The 17334-nt window shown below is 42.3% G+C and carries 19 protein-coding genes; 1 reads left to right on the top strand and 18 read right to left on the bottom strand.

The genetic code is table 11. The annotated features are described in order from the left end of the window. Positions 1–4 precede the first annotated feature (4 nt). The 18 genes from ccpN to rpsU form a co-directional block, all read right to left on the bottom strand. A complete protein-coding gene (gene ccpN, locus C509_RS0105420; protein ID WP_033369746.1) occupies positions 5–643 on the bottom strand; it encodes a transcriptional regulator CcpN in 639 nt (212 codons plus the stop codon). 128 nt (positions 644–771) lie between these two features. Beyond that, positions 772–2838, bottom strand: coding sequence for a glycine--tRNA ligase subunit beta (glyS, locus tag C509_RS0105415; protein WP_018705900.1), 2067 nt, complete (start codon positions 2836–2838; stop codon positions 772–774). After that, positions 2831–3724 carry a glycine--tRNA ligase subunit alpha gene (gene glyQ, locus C509_RS0105410; protein ID WP_026319696.1) on the bottom strand — a complete coding sequence of 298 codons (894 nt, stop codon included), beginning with the start codon at positions 3722–3724 and terminating at the stop codon, positions 2831–2833. The genes glyS and glyQ overlap by 8 nt, the downstream gene beginning before the upstream one ends. Positions 3725–3996: 272 nt before the next feature. Continuing rightward, the gene (gene recO, locus C509_RS0105405) at positions 3997–4749 is read right to left on the bottom strand and encodes a DNA repair protein RecO (RefSeq protein WP_018705898.1); all 753 of its coding nucleotides are present in this window, start codon (positions 4747–4749) and stop codon (positions 3997–3999) included. Positions 4750–4811: 62 nt separating this feature from the next. After that, a complete protein-coding gene (locus C509_RS25415; RefSeq protein WP_018705897.1) occupies positions 4812–4958 on the bottom strand; it encodes a YqzL family protein in 147 nt (48 codons plus the stop codon). 92 nt (positions 4959–5050) lie between these two features. Further along, entirely contained in the window at positions 5051–5974 is a 924-nt protein-coding gene (gene era, locus C509_RS0105395; protein ID WP_018705896.1) for a GTPase Era, read from the bottom strand. Continuing rightward, positions 5967–6392: a cytidine deaminase gene (locus C509_RS0105390; protein WP_281168055.1), complete on the bottom strand. Its 426-nt coding sequence runs from the start codon at positions 6390–6392 to the stop codon at positions 5967–5969. Before C509_RS0105390 ends, era begins: the two co-directional genes overlap by 8 nt. Before the next feature lie 348 nt (positions 6393–6740). Continuing rightward, on the bottom strand, positions 6741–7130 hold the full coding sequence (locus C509_RS0105385) for a diacylglycerol kinase family protein (RefSeq protein ID WP_018705894.1): 390 nt from the start codon (positions 7128–7130) through the stop codon (positions 6741–6743). Next, on the bottom strand, positions 7114–7587 hold the full coding sequence (gene ybeY / locus C509_RS0105380) for an rRNA maturation RNase YbeY (RefSeq protein WP_018705893.1): 474 nt from the start codon (positions 7585–7587) through the stop codon (positions 7114–7116). Before ybeY ends, C509_RS0105385 begins: the two co-directional genes overlap by 17 nt. A 1-nt stretch (position 7588) precedes the next feature. Further along, a complete protein-coding gene (locus C509_RS0105375; RefSeq protein WP_018705892.1) occupies positions 7589–9736 on the bottom strand; it encodes an HD family phosphohydrolase in 2148 nt (715 codons plus the stop codon). 190 nt (positions 9737–9926) lie between these two features. Next, positions 9927–10901, bottom strand: a complete 975-nt coding sequence (locus C509_RS0105370) for a PhoH family protein (RefSeq protein WP_018705891.1) — start codon at positions 10899–10901, stop codon at positions 9927–9929. A gap of 3 nt (positions 10902–10904) precedes the next feature. Further along, positions 10905–12092 (bottom strand): sporulation protein YqfD, encoded by a 1188-nt coding sequence (gene yqfD / locus C509_RS0105365; protein WP_018705890.1) that lies wholly within the window; start codon positions 12090–12092, stop codon positions 10905–10907. 11 nt (positions 12093–12103) lie between these two features. Beyond that, entirely contained in the window at positions 12104–12388 is a 285-nt protein-coding gene (yqfC, locus tag C509_RS0105360) for a sporulation protein YqfC (RefSeq protein ID WP_018705889.1), read from the bottom strand. A gap of 60 nt (positions 12389–12448) precedes the next feature. Continuing rightward, on the bottom strand, positions 12449–12955 hold the full coding sequence (locus C509_RS0105355) for a hypothetical protein (RefSeq protein ID WP_018705888.1): 507 nt from the start codon (positions 12953–12955) through the stop codon (positions 12449–12451). Between the two features lie 33 nt (positions 12956–12988). Beyond that, positions 12989–13984, bottom strand: coding sequence for a flotillin-like protein FloA (gene floA / locus C509_RS0105350; protein WP_018705887.1), 996 nt, complete (start codon positions 13982–13984; stop codon positions 12989–12991). A gap of 23 nt (positions 13985–14007) precedes the next feature. Then, the gene (locus C509_RS0105345; protein ID WP_018705886.1) at positions 14008–15309 is read right to left on the bottom strand and encodes an NfeD family protein; all 1302 of its coding nucleotides are present in this window, start codon (positions 15307–15309) and stop codon (positions 14008–14010) included. A 216-nt stretch (positions 15310–15525) separates the two neighbouring features. Then, complete coding sequence (locus C509_RS0105340) at positions 15526–15972, bottom strand: GatB/YqeY domain-containing protein (RefSeq protein ID WP_018705885.1); 447 nt, start codon at positions 15970–15972, stop codon at positions 15526–15528. 12 nt (positions 15973–15984) lie between these two features. After that, complete coding sequence (gene rpsU / locus C509_RS25410) at positions 15985–16158, bottom strand: 30S ribosomal protein S21 (RefSeq protein WP_083934531.1); 174 nt, start codon at positions 16156–16158, stop codon at positions 15985–15987. A gap of 169 nt (positions 16159–16327) precedes the next feature. On the opposite strand from rpsU, the gene C509_RS0105330 reads away from it, so the two are divergent. Continuing rightward, on the top strand, positions 16328–17254 hold the full coding sequence (locus C509_RS0105330) for a Na/Pi symporter (RefSeq protein ID WP_018705883.1): 927 nt from the start codon (positions 16328–16330) through the stop codon (positions 17252–17254). Positions 17255–17334 lie beyond the last annotated feature (80 nt).

Below are 17334 nucleotides of genomic sequence, written 5' to 3'. Positions count from 1 at the left end.
TCAACTAACCTTCTTGTTCTGCAAGCGCCACAAACGCTTTAGTTATATTCGTTTTCGTAAGCCTGCCTATTACTTCGTACCCAGTATCTGTCTTTTTTACCACGGGAACTGCATCAATCTGTGTTTCAATCAACTTTTTGGCAACATCAACCAACAAATCGTCCTTTTCACACATCGTTATATTAGGCATCCTTGTCATGATTATGTTAACCGGCAAAGTTGATAACTCCTGCTTACCCAGACTTGCCCTTAACAAGTCTTTCCGGGATAATACCCCTGCCAGGTGATGCTCATCGTCCGTTACAAAAACGGTCCCTACATCCTCCAGGAAAATTGTGACAATAGCATCATAAACAGAAACATTTTCATTAATGACTACAGGGATCGACTGATAATCTTTGACTGTCAGTTTCTTCATACTTTCAGTCAACAATTGTGTCCCAGTTTTTCCGGTATAAAAATACCCCACTCTGGGCCTTGCATCCAAATATCCGGCCATAGTCAAAATGGCCAGATCCGGACGCAGAGTGGCGCGAGTCAAGTTCAGCTTTTCTGCAATATGCTCACCCGTGATCGGGCCGTTTTCCTTTACGATTTCCAATATTCTATCCTGTCTTTTGCTGAGTTCGATCGTGCTCACCACCTATGGACATGAAATGAGACATACTTATTAGAATTAGTATATACTATTTAGCCACTAAAGAGAATCTCATCCATAAAAAGGTACACAATTTAAGGTTGTTTTTGCACTAGATTCAGATGTTTGTATAGTTATTTCACTTGAATTTCATTCATTATAGCAAAGCTTCCAATCACATCAGAGAGTTTTTGCATCTGCGCAAGTCGATTTTTTCTAATCTTGTCGTCTTCCGCCATGACCATTGTTTGATCAAAATAGGCAGAAATAACTGGTGACAAGTTTTTAAGTGCTATAAAACGGCTCTCAGAATGGATTTCAGTGCTGAAAGTATCGATGATATTTTTATATTCCCGATATAGTTGTTTTTCTTCGTTGTTTTCAAATAAAGCAGGGTTCACTTCGCTATCGTCTTCCGCTTTCTGGGCAATGTTCATCACACGAGCCAATGATTCAATAGTCTCTTTGAAATCTGCATCATTCGTATGTTTATTCAGTGTACCGGCTCGGTCAATGATGTCAGAGATGCTATTGAGTTCTCCTCCGGTCACAGCCTCAATAATGTCAAAGCGGATATTTAGTTCCTGAAGAAGATGTTTGATCCGAAGTTTGAAAAACTGCAGGAGACTCTCCTTCAATTCATCATTTTCTATGTTTACATCCTCTTCTGTAACTTCGATCACACGATGGATTAGCTTTTCCAGAGAGATATTCCAATTCATGCCCTTCAATATATTGACAACACCCGTTGCATTTCGGCGTAAAGCATATGGATCATGTGAACCGGTTGGGATCAGGCCAATGGCAAAAGATGTTACAATCGTATCCATTTTATCGGCGACTCCAACTATCGCACCGGTGAGAGATGCAGGAATGTCATCTTGGGCATGACGCGGTTTATAATGCTCGTTTACAGCCCTTGCGACATCTTCATTTTCTCCCTTTTGCAGGGCATATTTTTCACCCATTGTCCCTTGCAGCTCCGGAAATTCATCCACCATATTTGTCACAAGGTCGAATTTACAAATGGCAGCGGCACGATCGGCCAATTGTTTTTCACTATCTGTCAGCCCAAGTAGCCCGCTTAAATCGTTCGTGATTCTCCGAACTCTATTCACTTTTTGGGACAATGTGCCAATTTTTTCGTGGTAGATAATGGATTCGAGTTTTTTCAAAGCATCTGCGATCTCAAGCTTTTGATCTTCCTCATAAAAGAATTGGGCATCCGCCAATCTAGCTCGCAATACTTTTTCATTCCCTTTTGCCACAGTATCGATATGGACATCCCTGCCATTTCTAACTGAAACAAAATATGGAAGCAGGTTCCCAGTTGTATCTTTCACAGGAAAGTAGCGTTGATGTGTTTTCATTGAAGTGATGAGCACTTCATCTGGAAGGTCTAAAAATTTCTCGTCAAACTTTCCATAAAAAGCGGTCGGATATTCCACAAGATTTGTTACTTCTTCCAGCAAACCTTCCTCTATTGGGATCACCCAGCCATTTTCCTTCTCAAGACCAGCAATCTGCGATACAATCATCTGTTTTCTGGTTTCATCATTGGCAATGACAAATTGGGATTGAAGTGCCTCTTCATATTCTTTAGGATGATTAATCGAAATATCCGCTCCCAAAAAGCGATGTCCTTTCGTCATTTTTCCTGCCGAAACTCCTGCAATATTGAATTCGACCACTTCATTGCCAAATAAGGCAACCAGCCACCTGATTGGACGGACGTAACGAAGCTGATAGCTTCCCCATCTCATGCTGTTTGGAAAATGCATACCTTCCACTAGTTTTTTAAGCTGAGGAAGCAGTTCAATTGTCATTTTCCCTTTTATAAAACGCTTGATATGGGCATATTCAACCCCATTTATCTCCTTGAAATATATGTCATCCGGCGTCATTCCCTGAGAGCGGCTAAAACCCAAAGCCGCCTTTGACCAGTCGCCTTTTTCATCCCGGACAATTTTTTTCGCAGGTCCCTTTGCTTCCTCTTCAGTATCCCGCTGGGATTCTGCGACATTTTTCACAAGGACAGCCAGTCTTCTTGGCGAGGAGAAAGTAAACAGATCTTCATGTTCAATTCCGTTGTCATCCAACCAGTTTTTTACCTTTTCTTCCAGCTGCAGAATTGATCTGCGTATAAACCTGGCAGGCATTTCTTCCAAACCGATTTCTAGCAATAAATCACGTTTATTCATGGCTGCACTCCTCCTTTTTGCCCTGCAAAATCGGAAACCCTAATTTTTCCCTTTCTTCATAAAAAGTCTTTGCCACATGTCGGGCCATGTTTCTCATCCTGGAAATATAGGCGGTCCTTTCCGTTACGGAAATCGCTCCTTTTGCATCTAACAGATTGAAGACATGGGAACATTTTAAAATATAATCATAAGCCGGGTGGACAAGCCCAAGTTCCATTTGTCTTTCCGCTTCCTTTTCATACATGCTGAATAAATTGAATAATAAATCCCGATCAGAAGTCTCAAAAGCATACTTGGAATGTTCATATTCGGGCTGATAGAAAATATCCCTGATTGTAAATCCATTGGTCCATTCCAAATCAAATACATTGTCTTTTTCCTGAATATAGGAGGCAAGGCGTTCAATTCCATATGTCAACTCAACCGATACCGGTTTGCACTCCAATCCGCCCACCTGCTGGAAATACGTAAACTGTGTGATTTCCATTCCGTCCAGCCACACTTCCCAACCGAGCCCGGCACATCCTAAAGAAGGGTTTTCCCAGTTATCTTCCACAAACCGGATATCATGTTCAAGAGGATCAATCCCTAGCTTTTTTAACGAATCCAAATACATCTCTTGGATATTTTCTGGTGAAGGTTTCATGATCACCTGAAATTGATGGTGCTGGTAAAGTCTGTTCGGATTTTCTCCATACCGTCCGTCCGCAGGACGCCTTGACGGCTCCACATACGCCACATTCCATGGCTCTGGGCCGATCGCCCTTAAAAATGTGTAAGGGCTCATAGTCCCTGCTCCTTTTTCTACGTCATACGCCTGCATTAAAATACAGCCATAATCCGACCAATGCTTTTGCAGCGTTAAAATCATTTCCTGTATATTCATGTAATCACCCTTTCCGTAATATAAAAAACTCCCATCCCTATGCTCAATTAGCATAGGGACGAGAGTTAACCCGCGGTTCCACCCTAATTGCCGTAAAAATCGGCCACTTTAAGTTTCCCGCTCAGGACTGCCTTCACTGCAGTTACCATCCCCGGCTTGCACCTTCCCGGGTTCGCTGAAATGGAATCGTACAGTTACTACTTTCCGTCTTAGCAGGACATATATCACTATGAATAAAAATAATCGAAATGCAGGCGGATGTCAACCTCTTCCTATAGCTTGTCTTTCAATGAATCCATTTGATCCAAAAAACGTTTGGATTTAATATGGAGTCCGGAGTATTCATCGTAATATATGTCAATCGCTTTTTTCAACTCTTGCTTCGTCTCCTTCTTGACTGAAATGGTACCAAGCCGGTTAAAGTCAAAATAATAAAATAACCGGAGGAGCTTAATCGCATTTTGACTCATAGGTAAAAAATGCGGATCACTTTCCAAACAACGATGGCAAATAAGCCCGTTCTCTTTGAGTGAAAAACCAAAGGTTCCTTCAGTGGCACCGCAGACAGAGCATTTCTTCATTTCCGGATAAAGTCCAAGAACTTGGAGCATTTTCATTTCGAAAATATGAGTGATAATATCCGGATCATAATCTTCGCTTATATAATTCAGCGATTGATGCATCAGCTCGAATAAATATGGGTTCGGGTCGTTATCCTGGGTGCTTCTGTCAACCATCTCCACAATGTAAGAAGCATAGGCTGTTTTAAAAATATCCTCTTTCAAGCCCCTTAATGGAGAAATTATCTCACCTTGCTGAAGGGTGCCAAGACCGCGTCCAGTCTGCAATAAAAAATAACCGTATGTAAACAGCTGGGAAACTGCAGCAAGACGGCTGTTCGTTTTTTTGGCCCCTCTTGCCATCGCGGAAATTTTTCCAGCTTCCCTGCTGTATATCGTTGTGATTTTATTTGATTCGCCATAATCTGTTGTTCTGATTACAATGCCTTCAATTTTTTCCAACATGTCGCTATCCCCTTTTACAGTATCATACTGCATCGGGACTTCAAAAAAAAGTAAAGTATCGGTCAGGAAACAGGATAATTGATCACATCGGGCTTATCAGCAATCGGCAGAGTATTCATCATGTGTTCTTCTTTCTCCAGTTCCTTCAGAAGCAGGTAAATATCGATGTTTCCCGTCTTCTTAAAAACTTTCCAAGTAAACTCATACATTTGAATCCCGCCTTTCATTATGATGGTTGTATGAATATGTTTGTCCACGCGCCCCAGGAAGATTCAACGTAAAATTTGCTAAACGAACCAAATTAATATTCGTCTTCCCTAAAACCAAAATCCCTTAGGTGAGAAGACTTGTTCCTCCAATCTTTTTGGACCTTAACCCATAATTCCAGAAAAACCTTTGAACCAAGAAGGTTCTCGATGTCTCTCCGGGCACGCTGCCCGATTTCCTTCAACATTTTTCCTTGTTTTCCAATAACAATCCCTTTTTGTGAATCGCGCTCCACAATGATTGTCGCCATCACATGAATAAGATCCTTGCCTTGTTCCTGCTTCATTTGATCGATGACAACGGCAATTGAATGTGGCACTTCTTCCCGTGTAAGATGGAGTGCCTTTTCACGGATCAATTCTGATACAATGAATCTTTCCGGATGGTCAGTCACTTGATCGGAAGGATAAAATTGCGGTCCTTCCGGCAAATACTCTTTGATTTGCTGAATGAGACGTTCCACATTATTGCCTTCCAGCGCTGATATCGGAATGACTTCCTTGAATGGATACATATCCTTATATTGTTCAATAAGGACAATCAATTGATCTGGATGTACCTGATCAATTTTATTGATGACAAGAAATACCGGAGTTTTAACATTTTTCAATTGCTCAATGATGAATTCATCACCGCGCCCATAACCTTCTTCGGCATTGATCATGAACAAAATGAGATCGACTTCTTTGAATGTATTGATTGCAAGCTTGATCATAAAGTCGCCAAGCTTATGTTTCGGTTTATGGATACCAGGGGTGTCTATGAACACCATCTGTGCATCGTTAGTTGTCAATACACCCTGAACCTTGTTCCTGGTCGTTTGCGGCTTATCACTCATAATCGCTATCTTTTGTCCAATTACCCTGTTTAAAAAAGTTGATTTCCCTACATTCGGCCTTCCAATGATGGAGATAAAACCAGATTTGAATTCACTTTCGCCCGTGATTATTTTATTCATGTAAATCCTCCGCTGCAAAAGCAAACGGCAGAAGGTCACCGACTGAAATCTCCTGCACATCTCCTTTTCTGTTGGTCAAGATGACTTTCATATCTTTTGGACAGTGCTCCGCTATGACCTGTCTGCATGCTCCACACGGGGGCACCGGGCGGTCGGAATCTGCCGTAACAGCAAGCATGTCAAAACCTGTTTCCCCTTCTGAAAGCGCTTTAAATATTGCAGTTCTCTCTGCACAATTAGTCAGCCCGAAGGAAGCATTCTCAATATTGCATCCGTGATAAATGGTTCCGCTCTTAGTTAACAGTGCTGCTCCAACCGGAAATTTCGAGTATGGGACATACGCTTTTTCCTTGGCACTATTTGCTTCTTTAATCAATTGTTCCTTCATGTATTGATTCTCCTCGTGTCTTACTTCAATTTTACTACATTTTGATAAAAAAAGTTATCTTTTTTCGAATAAATTTTTGGACAATTGCCGCAAATACATCTCATTCTAAGGATGTGAGATTATTTTATACGAATGGAAACAGACTTTCAAATAATAATAAATGTTTAGCCCCGACCAGCGAAAAACGAGCATTTAATCAGGAGTATCTTCCTTCAGCAGCGATTGACTGAATCTTTTACTTTGGTATCAGAAAAAAGCCACATGCGTCGCAGCCTGAAAACATGGCAACGATGAGGCAAGTTAAATAAAGCGAAGCACAGAAACTGGGTACAAATCTACCTTCTCAGTTCTAAAACAAAAACCGCCCAATGAATTACTTCATCGGAGCAGCACCATAATTTTCGGTATAAAAATGAGAAGCCCTATTACAACAGTCATGACGGCATAAACCAGAACGGCCCCCGCTGCAAGGTCCTTCGCCTGCTTTGCCAGAGGCCTTATTTCATCTGTAACCAGATCAACAGTCTTTTCAATGGCTGAATTCAACAGTTCAAGGGAAAGCATCCCAAAAATACACAACAATATAAAAAGCCATTCCACTTTATTTAATTTAAAGGCAAAACCGCATGCGCTGACAACTAGAGCGGCAATTAGATGGATTTGAAAATTTTTTTCTGTTTTTACCGCGTACCAAAACCCTTGAATGGCGTAGGTGAAAGACCTCAAGAGCCGCTCAAAGGAAAATGGATTCCTACCTTTCAAGGCCATAGCTCTTTAAAATATCCTCTTGTTTTTTGAACATAAGTTTTTCATCTTCGGGAGTCATATGATCATATCCTAAAAGATGTAGAAAGCCATGTACAGTTAAAAATCCCAGTTCCCGCATATAGGAGTGTCCATATTCATCTGCCTGCTTTTCCACCTTATCAATTGAAATGACGATATCCCCCAACATCCTGGGAAGGCTTTGGACGCCGGCTATTGCCGTTTCCCCTTCTCCCATTTCTTCCATCGCAAAAGAAATAACATCAGTCGGGGAATCTTTCCCTCTGTACGTCCTGTTTAATTCCTGTATGGATTCATCAGTAACGAAGGTGATGGAAAGCTCACTCTCCCCTTCCACATTTTCCATTTCCGCCGCATGGTTTAACAGTTCCTCCAACAACTCTAACTGCTCTTCTTTCACACTATTCGTTTCATCAATAAAGTCAATTTCCAGATTCATTTTACATCACCTTCTGTTCCTTATTTCCCGGATACTCAATTCTCGAATGAAAGATGCCGCTCAAAGTTTCACAAAATGTTGTCTTAACAAGTTCCAACTGTTTGAACGTAATATCACATTCACTCAGTTGGCCATCGAGAAGCCGGTCCTGAACGATGGAGTCGACAAGTGACTTGATAGTATCGGGTGTCGGCTGTTTCAAAGAACGAACCGCCGCTTCCACGCAATCAGCCAAACTGATAACGGCTGCTTCTATGGACTGCGGTTTTGGCCCGGGATACCTGTATTCAGACTCTTCGACATCATTTATCATTTCCACTGCCTTATAATAAAAGAATTTCAATAACGTAGTCCCATGGTGCTGTTCGGCAATGTCCACGATTTCCTTCGGCATTTTATACTTCTTCAATTCAGCTGCCCCATCAGTTGCATGAGCAATAATGATATCTTTACTTGTTGCAGGGTCAAGCTTATCATGAGGATTTTCCATATTCATTTGATTTTCAATAAAAAAGTGCGGCCTTTTCGTCTTGCCAAGATCATGATAATACGCTCCGACTCTCGCGAGCAAGCCGTTGCCACCGATGGCTTCGCATGCCGACTCTGCTAAATTGGCAACCATTACGCTATGATGGTAGGTGCCTGGAGCCTCAATGAGAATCTTCTTTAACAAAGGATGATTCGGATTGGACAATTCGATCAGCCTCATCGTCGATAAAATACCGAATCCAGCTTCCAGGAAAGGCAGGATCCCCATGGTCAAAACTGCAGAAAAGATTCCGGAAACAGCACCATTAATTATAAAATACAAATATTCCATGTTGGTGATTTGGCCGCTTCCGATAAACTGCAGGAAGAAAATAAGCAGAATGTTGACTATGGAAACGAGCAGCCCGGCACGCAACAAATTGAAACGTTCACTTTTATCTGAAAGGAACATGATTCCTGCAAGGCCGCTAAATAATATGTACAACGCAATTTCAACATCTATTGTTCCCGAAATACCGTCATGGAAAACAACACTTCCACAAGAAGCCAAAATAATTGACATGAGAAGAGCAAAACGCTCATTGATCATGATCCTTATCAACATGGGAGCCATTGCAGCGGGAAACAGGTAGGCAATGTTATACTGTTCCAGCCCCTCCATCAAACTGATGATTTTCATTACAATAATAGCTCCCACAAAGACAATTCCCAAAAGCAGCAAATAGTTCAGCTTCTTTTCTTCAGGCTCATTCAATTTTGTAAAAGGAACATATAAAGCACCGATTAAGAGCAGTACAAAGATAGCAAGTCCAATAAATGGTTTGATTGTCGGCTTGCTTTTCAAAAGCCCAAGTGTATCAAGCTGGCGGTAAATATCCCTGTCAATGAGATGGCCTTCCTGAACAACAATCTGTCCTTGTAATATTTTTACCGGTTCCACTTCATCCATTGCGTGCTGCTTTCTCTCTTCGGTAAGTCTGGGATCATACACTTCGTTTGCAATTATAGCGTATTCTCCAAGTTCAATGGAGGCTTTCTCTACATCTTTCTCCATACCCGCCGATCTGATTCTATCTATCAAAGCTGAGCTTACTTTGTTCACTTGATCCTCGCGGATTTTTCCATTCATGAGCGCTTCTACATTACTGATCAATATGTTCCTTGCTTTTTCCAATTCACCAGGATCGGCCTCCAGTAACTGTATAAGCGTCTGATCAGAAATCGATTCAGTAACGTCCTCCGTTACATCGGCTGTGAGCTTCGATTTCAACAAGACAAGCTTATCTTTTTCAGCTTTACTTTTTTCCTCAACTTTCTTTTTTTTGGATTCTTCATGATTCACTTCATTTACAAAATCAAAAATGGAGGTAAGCAGAAGAATTCTGTTTTGGGCCACTTCTTTTTTATAAACATATACATCTTCGACTTCATCCGCTGCTTTATTCTGTTCCTCTGCCGTTTTTACTTCATCTTCTATTGTTTTCGGGGAACGGATCGTTTTATCCGCAACAGAAAACAACTCCATGTCATAGGTTTCAGGCTTGACGTTGGAGTAAAGGATGGAAAATAATAAAAGGCCCAGTACAGAAAAGACAAGACCCGTAAACAGCTTATAACTAAGAATCTTCCGTATATTCCTTATATATTTTTGAAAATACATTGTTCTCCTCCACTACCTTTTCTAGAAAAAAAGGATCCCTATGTTAAATATAGCAGTTTCGGAGGGTAATGACACTACCTAATTTATATTGTGATCAAGAAAAGCGGAAGGCGGCAAGGGCTGGACAAAACACATCTAATTTGAAAGCTTTGTCAACTTTTCTTTCCGTATTATAAAAAAACCCCGGAGTTTAACGTCCGGGGGTTGTTTCATTTTGTGCATATGCTTTGATGACCCTCGCTACAAGAGGATGCCGAACAACGTCTCCCTCTTCAAAATGAATAAAGGCAATACCCCTTACTCCCTGCAAGATGACTTCTGCTGTATCCAGCCCGGACTTAACACCGTGCGGAAGGTCCACTTGGGTTGAATCACCCGTTATCACCATCTTGGATCCAAATCCGAGCCTTGTCAAAAACATTTTCATCTGAGCGTGGGTAGTATTTTGGGCTTCATCCAAAATGACAAATGCATCGTCTAGTGTCCGTCCCCTCATATAAGCAAGAGGCGCAATTTCGATTGTCTCCCTTTCTATGAGCCTTTGGGTATGTTCGGCCCCCAAAACATCATGGAGGGCATCGTAAAGAGGCCTCAGATAAGGATCCACTTTTTCTTTTAAATCTCCCGGTAAAAAGCCAAGGCTTTCGCCAGCTTCAACGGCCGGGCGGGTCAATATGATTTTATTGATCTTGCCACTTTTCAATGCGGCAACAGCCATAACGACGGCAAGATATGTTTTTCCCGTACCTGCAGGTCCAATACCGAAGACAAGGTCATTTTTCCGCACAGCATCTATATAATGGCGCTGTCCCAACGTTTTAACCCGGATAGCTTTGCCTTTTGCATTCCGGGTAATCTCTTCATCGTACAACTCAGAGAAATATTCGATTTTTCCCTGCTTCGCCATCTGGGCAGCATGAACAGCATCCCTAAGTCCGATGCGAATCCCACTTCTGATGACAACAAGCAGTTGTTTAATCGTTGCTTCGGTCAAAGCTGCTGCTTCAGGTGAGCCTGTAACATTCAGTATCTCCCCGCGTGTCACGATTTTAACGCCAAATTCGTCTTCCAACATCTTTAAGTTACTGTCGCCATTTCCAAATAAGACAGGAGCCTCACCATCGCTGTCCAATTGAATTTGGTTTGTTATGAATTCATCTGCCATTTGTTAATCTCCTTGAGTGATCGGTTTCTCTTTTGCTATATTTTCTATCACTTGGAAATAGATTGTCAGCTTAACTTTACCATTCTCCACTTCATCATGCAAAATAATCTCATCATCTATGCGAGCATCTTCAGGAATATTTTTGATCAAATCTTTTCTTGCCAGTTCCCTTGCGGCTTCATGTGCCTGCTTTTCTGAAAGTGAACGATCATATTGCTCGGTCGCCCTTTCAGTTTGCTCAACATAGGCAAGCGGCAACTCCCATCCCAGAAAGCGGACTGGATGAATTACAGTTTCCACCTCGTAGGTTTTGAACCCGTTTTTGCCAAATCCCCATACTGGTACTGAAAAAGAACCAAACTGTAAAGCATGTTTTCTTTTTTCTTCCCCGCTAAAAACTTTAAAAGTTGACTGAAGCGGGTATTCCGCTTGTGTTTGATACCATGTTTTCCCCCAAACTTCTCCTCGGGCAGGAATCGTTTTCGTTTCTTCATCATTGCCTATCGTTCCAGAGACAAGAATCTGCCCCTTGTTAACAAATTGATTTACTTTAACGAGCGGTTTTCCTTTTTCTACAAACAATTTTTCTATAACCGCCTTTTTTGTCGCAACAAGATCAGAAGGTGAACGTGCTTCCTGTTTTTTGGGTTCTGTTTTTTCCACTACTTGAAAATGAAAGGTTGTCCCTTTCAACTCAACACCAATCCAAGTAATATTATCAACACGTTCAGTCAACTCACGCTGAATCTTTTCGAGATCCTGATTTAAAAAATGGGAGGTACCAATACTCACTCCCAATTTTGTCAGTTCCTTCCTAATTTTATGTTCCGTTTCAGGGTTTGCCCCTTTTATCTCAATTCCCCACGTGATATTGGAAAGCACTGTGATTAAAATAATAAATAATAACATCCCGCCTAAAAACCCGCTGTTTTTGATCAATCTTTTGCATAGAAAAGGAGCTCCTTCGCCACGGATGAAGGAAATCCGGCATTCAAAGCGGCGGGCGACATTCCTCAATTTATGTATGTCTCGCAGTGGAATATAAAAAAGCATGGCACCCGACTTAAACCGCTTCACTCTCCATAATGCAATTCCGTCTCTCGACAATTTGTTCAACAGTAGCTCCAACCCTTGTCCATCTGCCTTAACCAGTACCCGGCCTGACAGAAATGTGATCCAACGGTTCTTCATTTGTGCCACTCCTATTCTTTCAAGTACAAGACTTCATTTATTTTGCCTTCCAGAAGTATTTCTTCCGGCAGAATAGTTTTGATTACGAAAGAGTTCCCCTTTATGAGCAGTTGGCCCTGCTTAAGAAGCAGCCGTACCTCCTGGTCGGAGAATGCAAGAAGCCCCTTATGGTTCTCAATATATATGTGTAGTTGGCCGATGATTGTTACACGCGGGAGGTCCATCATTACATCGGGCGGCAGTTCCATTTTTTCTGTCGCCCACTTGCGAAATCGGTGTACCCATTTTTTCGCCATGAAAAAGAACCCCCTTTCATCTCATATGTATGAGTTGAAAGGGGGTTTCATCACTCTATTTTATCGCTGACCATATCTTCTTTTGGATCTTGGAGGCCCAAGGACTTCAGTCATAATGATTCCTTTGATAATATCATTCTGTTGAAAAAAAGGTTCGAGATGCGGATCTGCCGCTTTTTCCTCCTTTTTCTCTTTGACGGCTTCCACTTTCCTTTGAAGATCATGGGCCCTTTTCTTATAAACTTCAGCCTCTTTTTGCAGTTCGTCTATTTTGTTTTCGACTACGGCTTTCTTTTCCTCTATCTGAGGCTGCATCTGGGATAGGAGTATTTCTGCAGCCTCTTTTAAGCTCCGTGGCTTTTCAGTAATATCTGGTTCCGGCTTTTCCTGTTCAGCTGTCTTAGTAGGAGAAGGCATCGGCCTTTCCTGCTGTCTTGGCTGAACGGGCCTGTGATTCGGACCGCCGCCGGACTTTTCCCTGTTGGTAGTCCGTTTTTTTTGTTCACTTGCCCTATTTACAAAGAAACTGATCAGGGCAATCACAATAATCGGCAAAAACTGTTCCAAGGGAGTTACCCCCTTTCAATTGTGCAACAAATCTTATTCCGGCTTATTATTATCCTTCGGCTTTGTCATTCTACCGATGGAATCGCGCATATCTGTATCTGCATCAATGTTGCGGAAGGACAAATAATCCATTACCCCCAGATTTCCTGACTTGAGAGCTTCGGACATAGCAAGCGGTACTTCCGCCTCTGCCTCTACAACTTTCGCTCTCATTTCTTCGACTCGAGCCTTCATTTCCTGTTCGTTGGCAACAGCCATCGCTCTTCTTTCTTCGGCTTTAGCTTGTGCAATCTTCTTATCGGCTTCAGCCTGGTCTGTCTGAAGCTGGGCTCCGATGTTTTTGCCGATATCCACATCGGCTATGTCAATTGAAAGAATCTCAAATGCAGTTCCTGCATCTAGTCCTTTGGACAAAACTGTACGGGAAATCATATCAGGATTTTCAAGGACTTTCTTATGATTGTCACTAGATCCGATTGTCGAAACTACCCCTTCACCGACACGGGCAATAACAGTTTCTTCTCCTGCTCCCCCGACAAGCCTATCAATGTTGGCACGTACAGTAATCCTTGCTTTTGCCTTAACCTCAATTCCATCCATAGCCACACCTGCAATAAATGGTGTTTCAATGACCTTTGGATTTACACTCATTTGAACCGCTTCAAGAACATCACGTCCTGCAAGATCGATAGCAGCTGCACGTTCAAATGTCAATTCGATATTTGCCCGCTGGGCTGCAATCAGCGCATTGACGACACGATCCACATTACCTCCAGCCAAATAGTGGCTTTCCAACTGGTTTGTTGCCACTGGAAGCCCAGCTTTGTGGGCTTTGATCAACGGTTCAACAACACGCCGTGGAATAACCCGTCTCAATCTCATACCAATCAAAGTGAAAATTCCAATCTTGACACCTGCGGCCAAGGCGGAAATCCACAGGCCTATCGGAACAAAGGTGAATAAAACAGAAACAACAATAATCGCTATTACGATGATAACCAATAAAAACAGTGTATCAGCACCAAGCATTCATTTTCCTCCTCAATTTTTCATCAAACAGGGCGAACGACTATGCGTGACCCCTCCACTTTTACCACTTTCACTTTCGTATCTTTTTCAATAAAGCTGCCTTCTGCAACGACATCAAGCCGTTCGTCATCAACCTTGACAGATCCGGATGGCCTTAGCGGTGTGACTGTTACTCCTTCACGCCCGATTAACTCCAGTCTGTTTACATTTGAGACGTAGCCGCTTTCCGTATTCGTAGAGTCTGTCAGCACAAATCTTTTAAATATATTCACTCTTTTACCAAACACCTTTAACATAATAATGATTAATAGGAACGCTAGGATCAGGGCTGTGACAATGGACATACCCATTTGTATGACATTCTCTCCCGCAAGCAACATACTCCCAATGACCGCTGCTGTCCCCAATATACCTAATATTCCACCAGCGACAAAGATTTCAGCTGCGATCAGGATGAGCCCGACAACAAATAAAAGAATGGATTCATAGCCTGCAAAACCAGCGACAAAATGTCCGTAGAAAAAAAGCAGCAATGCGGAAATTCCCATCCCGCCCGGCAGCCCGAACCCTGGAGTATATAGTTCAAGCACGAGTCCCAGGCTTGCTATCGTCAATAGGATCGGAACAACAACAGGATTGGTGATCAATCTTGCAAGAGATTCAGCAAACGCCGGTTTGATTGTATGAACTTCGGCATCCTCCATTCCTAAACCTTTGAGCAGCTCATCCATATTGTTGACAGTCCCCTCGGAATAGCCTACCTGCAGCGCCTTGTCGGCCTCAAGTGTCAAGAGTTTACCATTTTCCTTCAAGTCAGGAAGATCGATTTTCTTGCTGGCCATTGCTTTGGCAATTTCGGGGTCACGTCCACTTCTTTTTGCTGCTGCTTCCATTGCGGCAAGCCACATGCTTTCAGCTTTTTCACCTGCGGTATTTCCTTGCTGATCAATGACGGCCGCGGCTCCCATGACTGCGTTAGGCGTCATATAGATTTCATCTGTATGAAGAGCTATATACGATCCAGCCGAGATGGCCCATGAATTTACGAATGTAACAGTTTTCACATCCGTATTGGCAATTCTGTTTCCAATATCACGGGCGGCATCCACTGCACCTCCCGGAGTGTTCATATCAAAAACGATCAGGTCGGCTTTTTCTTTCTCTGCAGTATTGATCGCCCTATCCAAATAGGCATTCAAGCCTTTTTCAACGTCGTCCTTTATCTGGATGACGTATACTTTCTTTTCTTTACCTTCTGCCTGAACGGGAAGAATGAGCATGAGCCCCGCCAAAATGAGAAATACTGAAGCAAAAATCCTTTTCAAAACAATATCCCCTCCCTTCATAAAACCCGTCTTTTACATTACGAATTGCAAGGGAAAAAGTTTCAATGTTTCTGCTTATTATTATACCTGAATTTTTGAAGGAATGCTCAAGCTCCGTGTAGTTGGAATCTCGGGAAGCGGAATTTCAGGATATATGTAACACAGGCACCCAACAGCAAAGCCGGAAAGCATATGCTTTCCGGCTTTAATTCCTGTTTATGACAGATGCCGTTGAACAATCCTGCTGACGAGTGCTCCGTCCGCCTTGCCTTTTACATTCGGCATCAAGGCACCCATTACTTTTCCCATATCAGCCTTTGTTGATGCTCCTGTATCAGCAATTGCTTTACGAACAAGTTCTTCCACTTCATTTTCAGACAGCTGTTCCGGCATATAGTTACTGACAATTTCAAGTTCTTCTCTTATTTTCTGGGCGAGATCTTCACGTCCAGCTTTTTCAAATTCATGGAGGGAGTCTTTACGCTGCTTCACTTCGCGAGAAAGGACTGTCAACTCTTCATCTTCTGATAATTGCTTGTTTCCCTGCTTGATTGCTTCGTTTTGCAATGCAGCCTTAAGCATGCGAATGACAGAGAGCTTTTCTTTTTCTTTGCTTTTCATCGCTTGCTTCATATCTTCGTTTAATCGATCAAGAAGATTCATTGGTCCACCCTCTTAGTATTTGCGTTTTCTTGCGGCTTCAGATTTTTTCTTCCGCCTAACGCTTGGTTTTTCATAAAACTCGCGTTTTCTAAATTCTTGTAGAGTCCCTGTTTTAGAAACAGTACGCTTAAAACGGCGAAGAGCATCCTCAAGAGATTCATTTTTGCGAACTACTGTTTTTGACATCTAACTTTCCCTCCCTCCGAACGTAGCGATCACATGCCAATGGATCAAAATCCATGTACTAAGCAATTATATTATAACACTTATTTCAGGTCAACGGATTGATCATTTGATTTGGATTTTCTTGCATGTCCGAGGTTTTTATGCCATATCATTCAATAGGGGTGAGGACATGCTCTACATTTTTTTATTTTTATTGTTGGCGGGCTGCTTCTTGCTGGGCATGACCTGGATGAGAATCGGGCTTTTCAATTTATCGGGGAGCGCTATGGAACGCTGGCTCCGTAATGTAACTAACACACCGATAAAAAGCATGATCGCAGGCATCTTCATGACAGTCATCCTTCAAAGCAGTTCAGCGGTGACAGTCATCACAGTCGGTCTTGTATCCGCCAGGATCCTGACATTTCCCCAGACGATCGGGATTGTACTTGGTACTAATATCGGGACTACCGTGACTCTAGAGATTCTGTCCTTTGATTTATCTTTCGTGATCATTCCACTTTTATCAGCCGGTACACTCTGCCTGTTTTTTCGAAACGTAAAAGTAAGAAGCACCGGATTTATTTTTATGGGAATCGGCATCATCTTCGCCTCTATGAATGGGTTCGGTTGGCTATCCAGTCCATTAACAAGTATCGACTATGTACATAATTTGATTAACCATATGGAAGGGAGCATGTTTTCCGCTTTTATTATTGGTACATTGTTGACGGCTGTCATCCAGTCGGGAACCGTTGTTACCGGCATTGCCATGAGTTTTATCGGATCAGGCATTTTCAGCTTGGAAACCGGAATCCTGATTATGATGGGGTCCAATATCGGAACCTGCTCCACAGCACTACTAGCGGGTATTGGTGCGGGAAATGAAGCTCGACTCACCGCCTATGCCCACTTGTGGCTGAATATCTTCGGAGTCCTGGTGTTTTTGCCGTTCATATCAAACTTGGCTGATTGGAGTATCGCTTTGACTGCAAATCCGGAAACTCAACTGGCCCATGCCAGTGTTATATTCAATATCATTTGCTCATTAGCTGTGCTGCCATTTGCCACCCAGTTTGGACAGTTCATAGTTAAGCTTCATAAAAAGAAAATTTAAAAGCTTTACCCAACTATCAAAAGCCAGCTTATCATATTTGCTCAATAATCCACTATTGAAAGTGACCGTAAAAGGTGCGG

It is taken from the genome of Siminovitchia fordii DSM 16014 = CIP 108821 (genome assembly GCF_000374565.1).
In the GTDB taxonomy this organism is placed as follows: domain Bacteria; phylum Bacillota; class Bacilli; order Bacillales; family Bacillaceae_C; genus Siminovitchia; species Siminovitchia fordii.
Note: the sequence above shows the minus strand (reverse complement) of the source record. Positions and strands in the feature narration are given on the sequence as shown.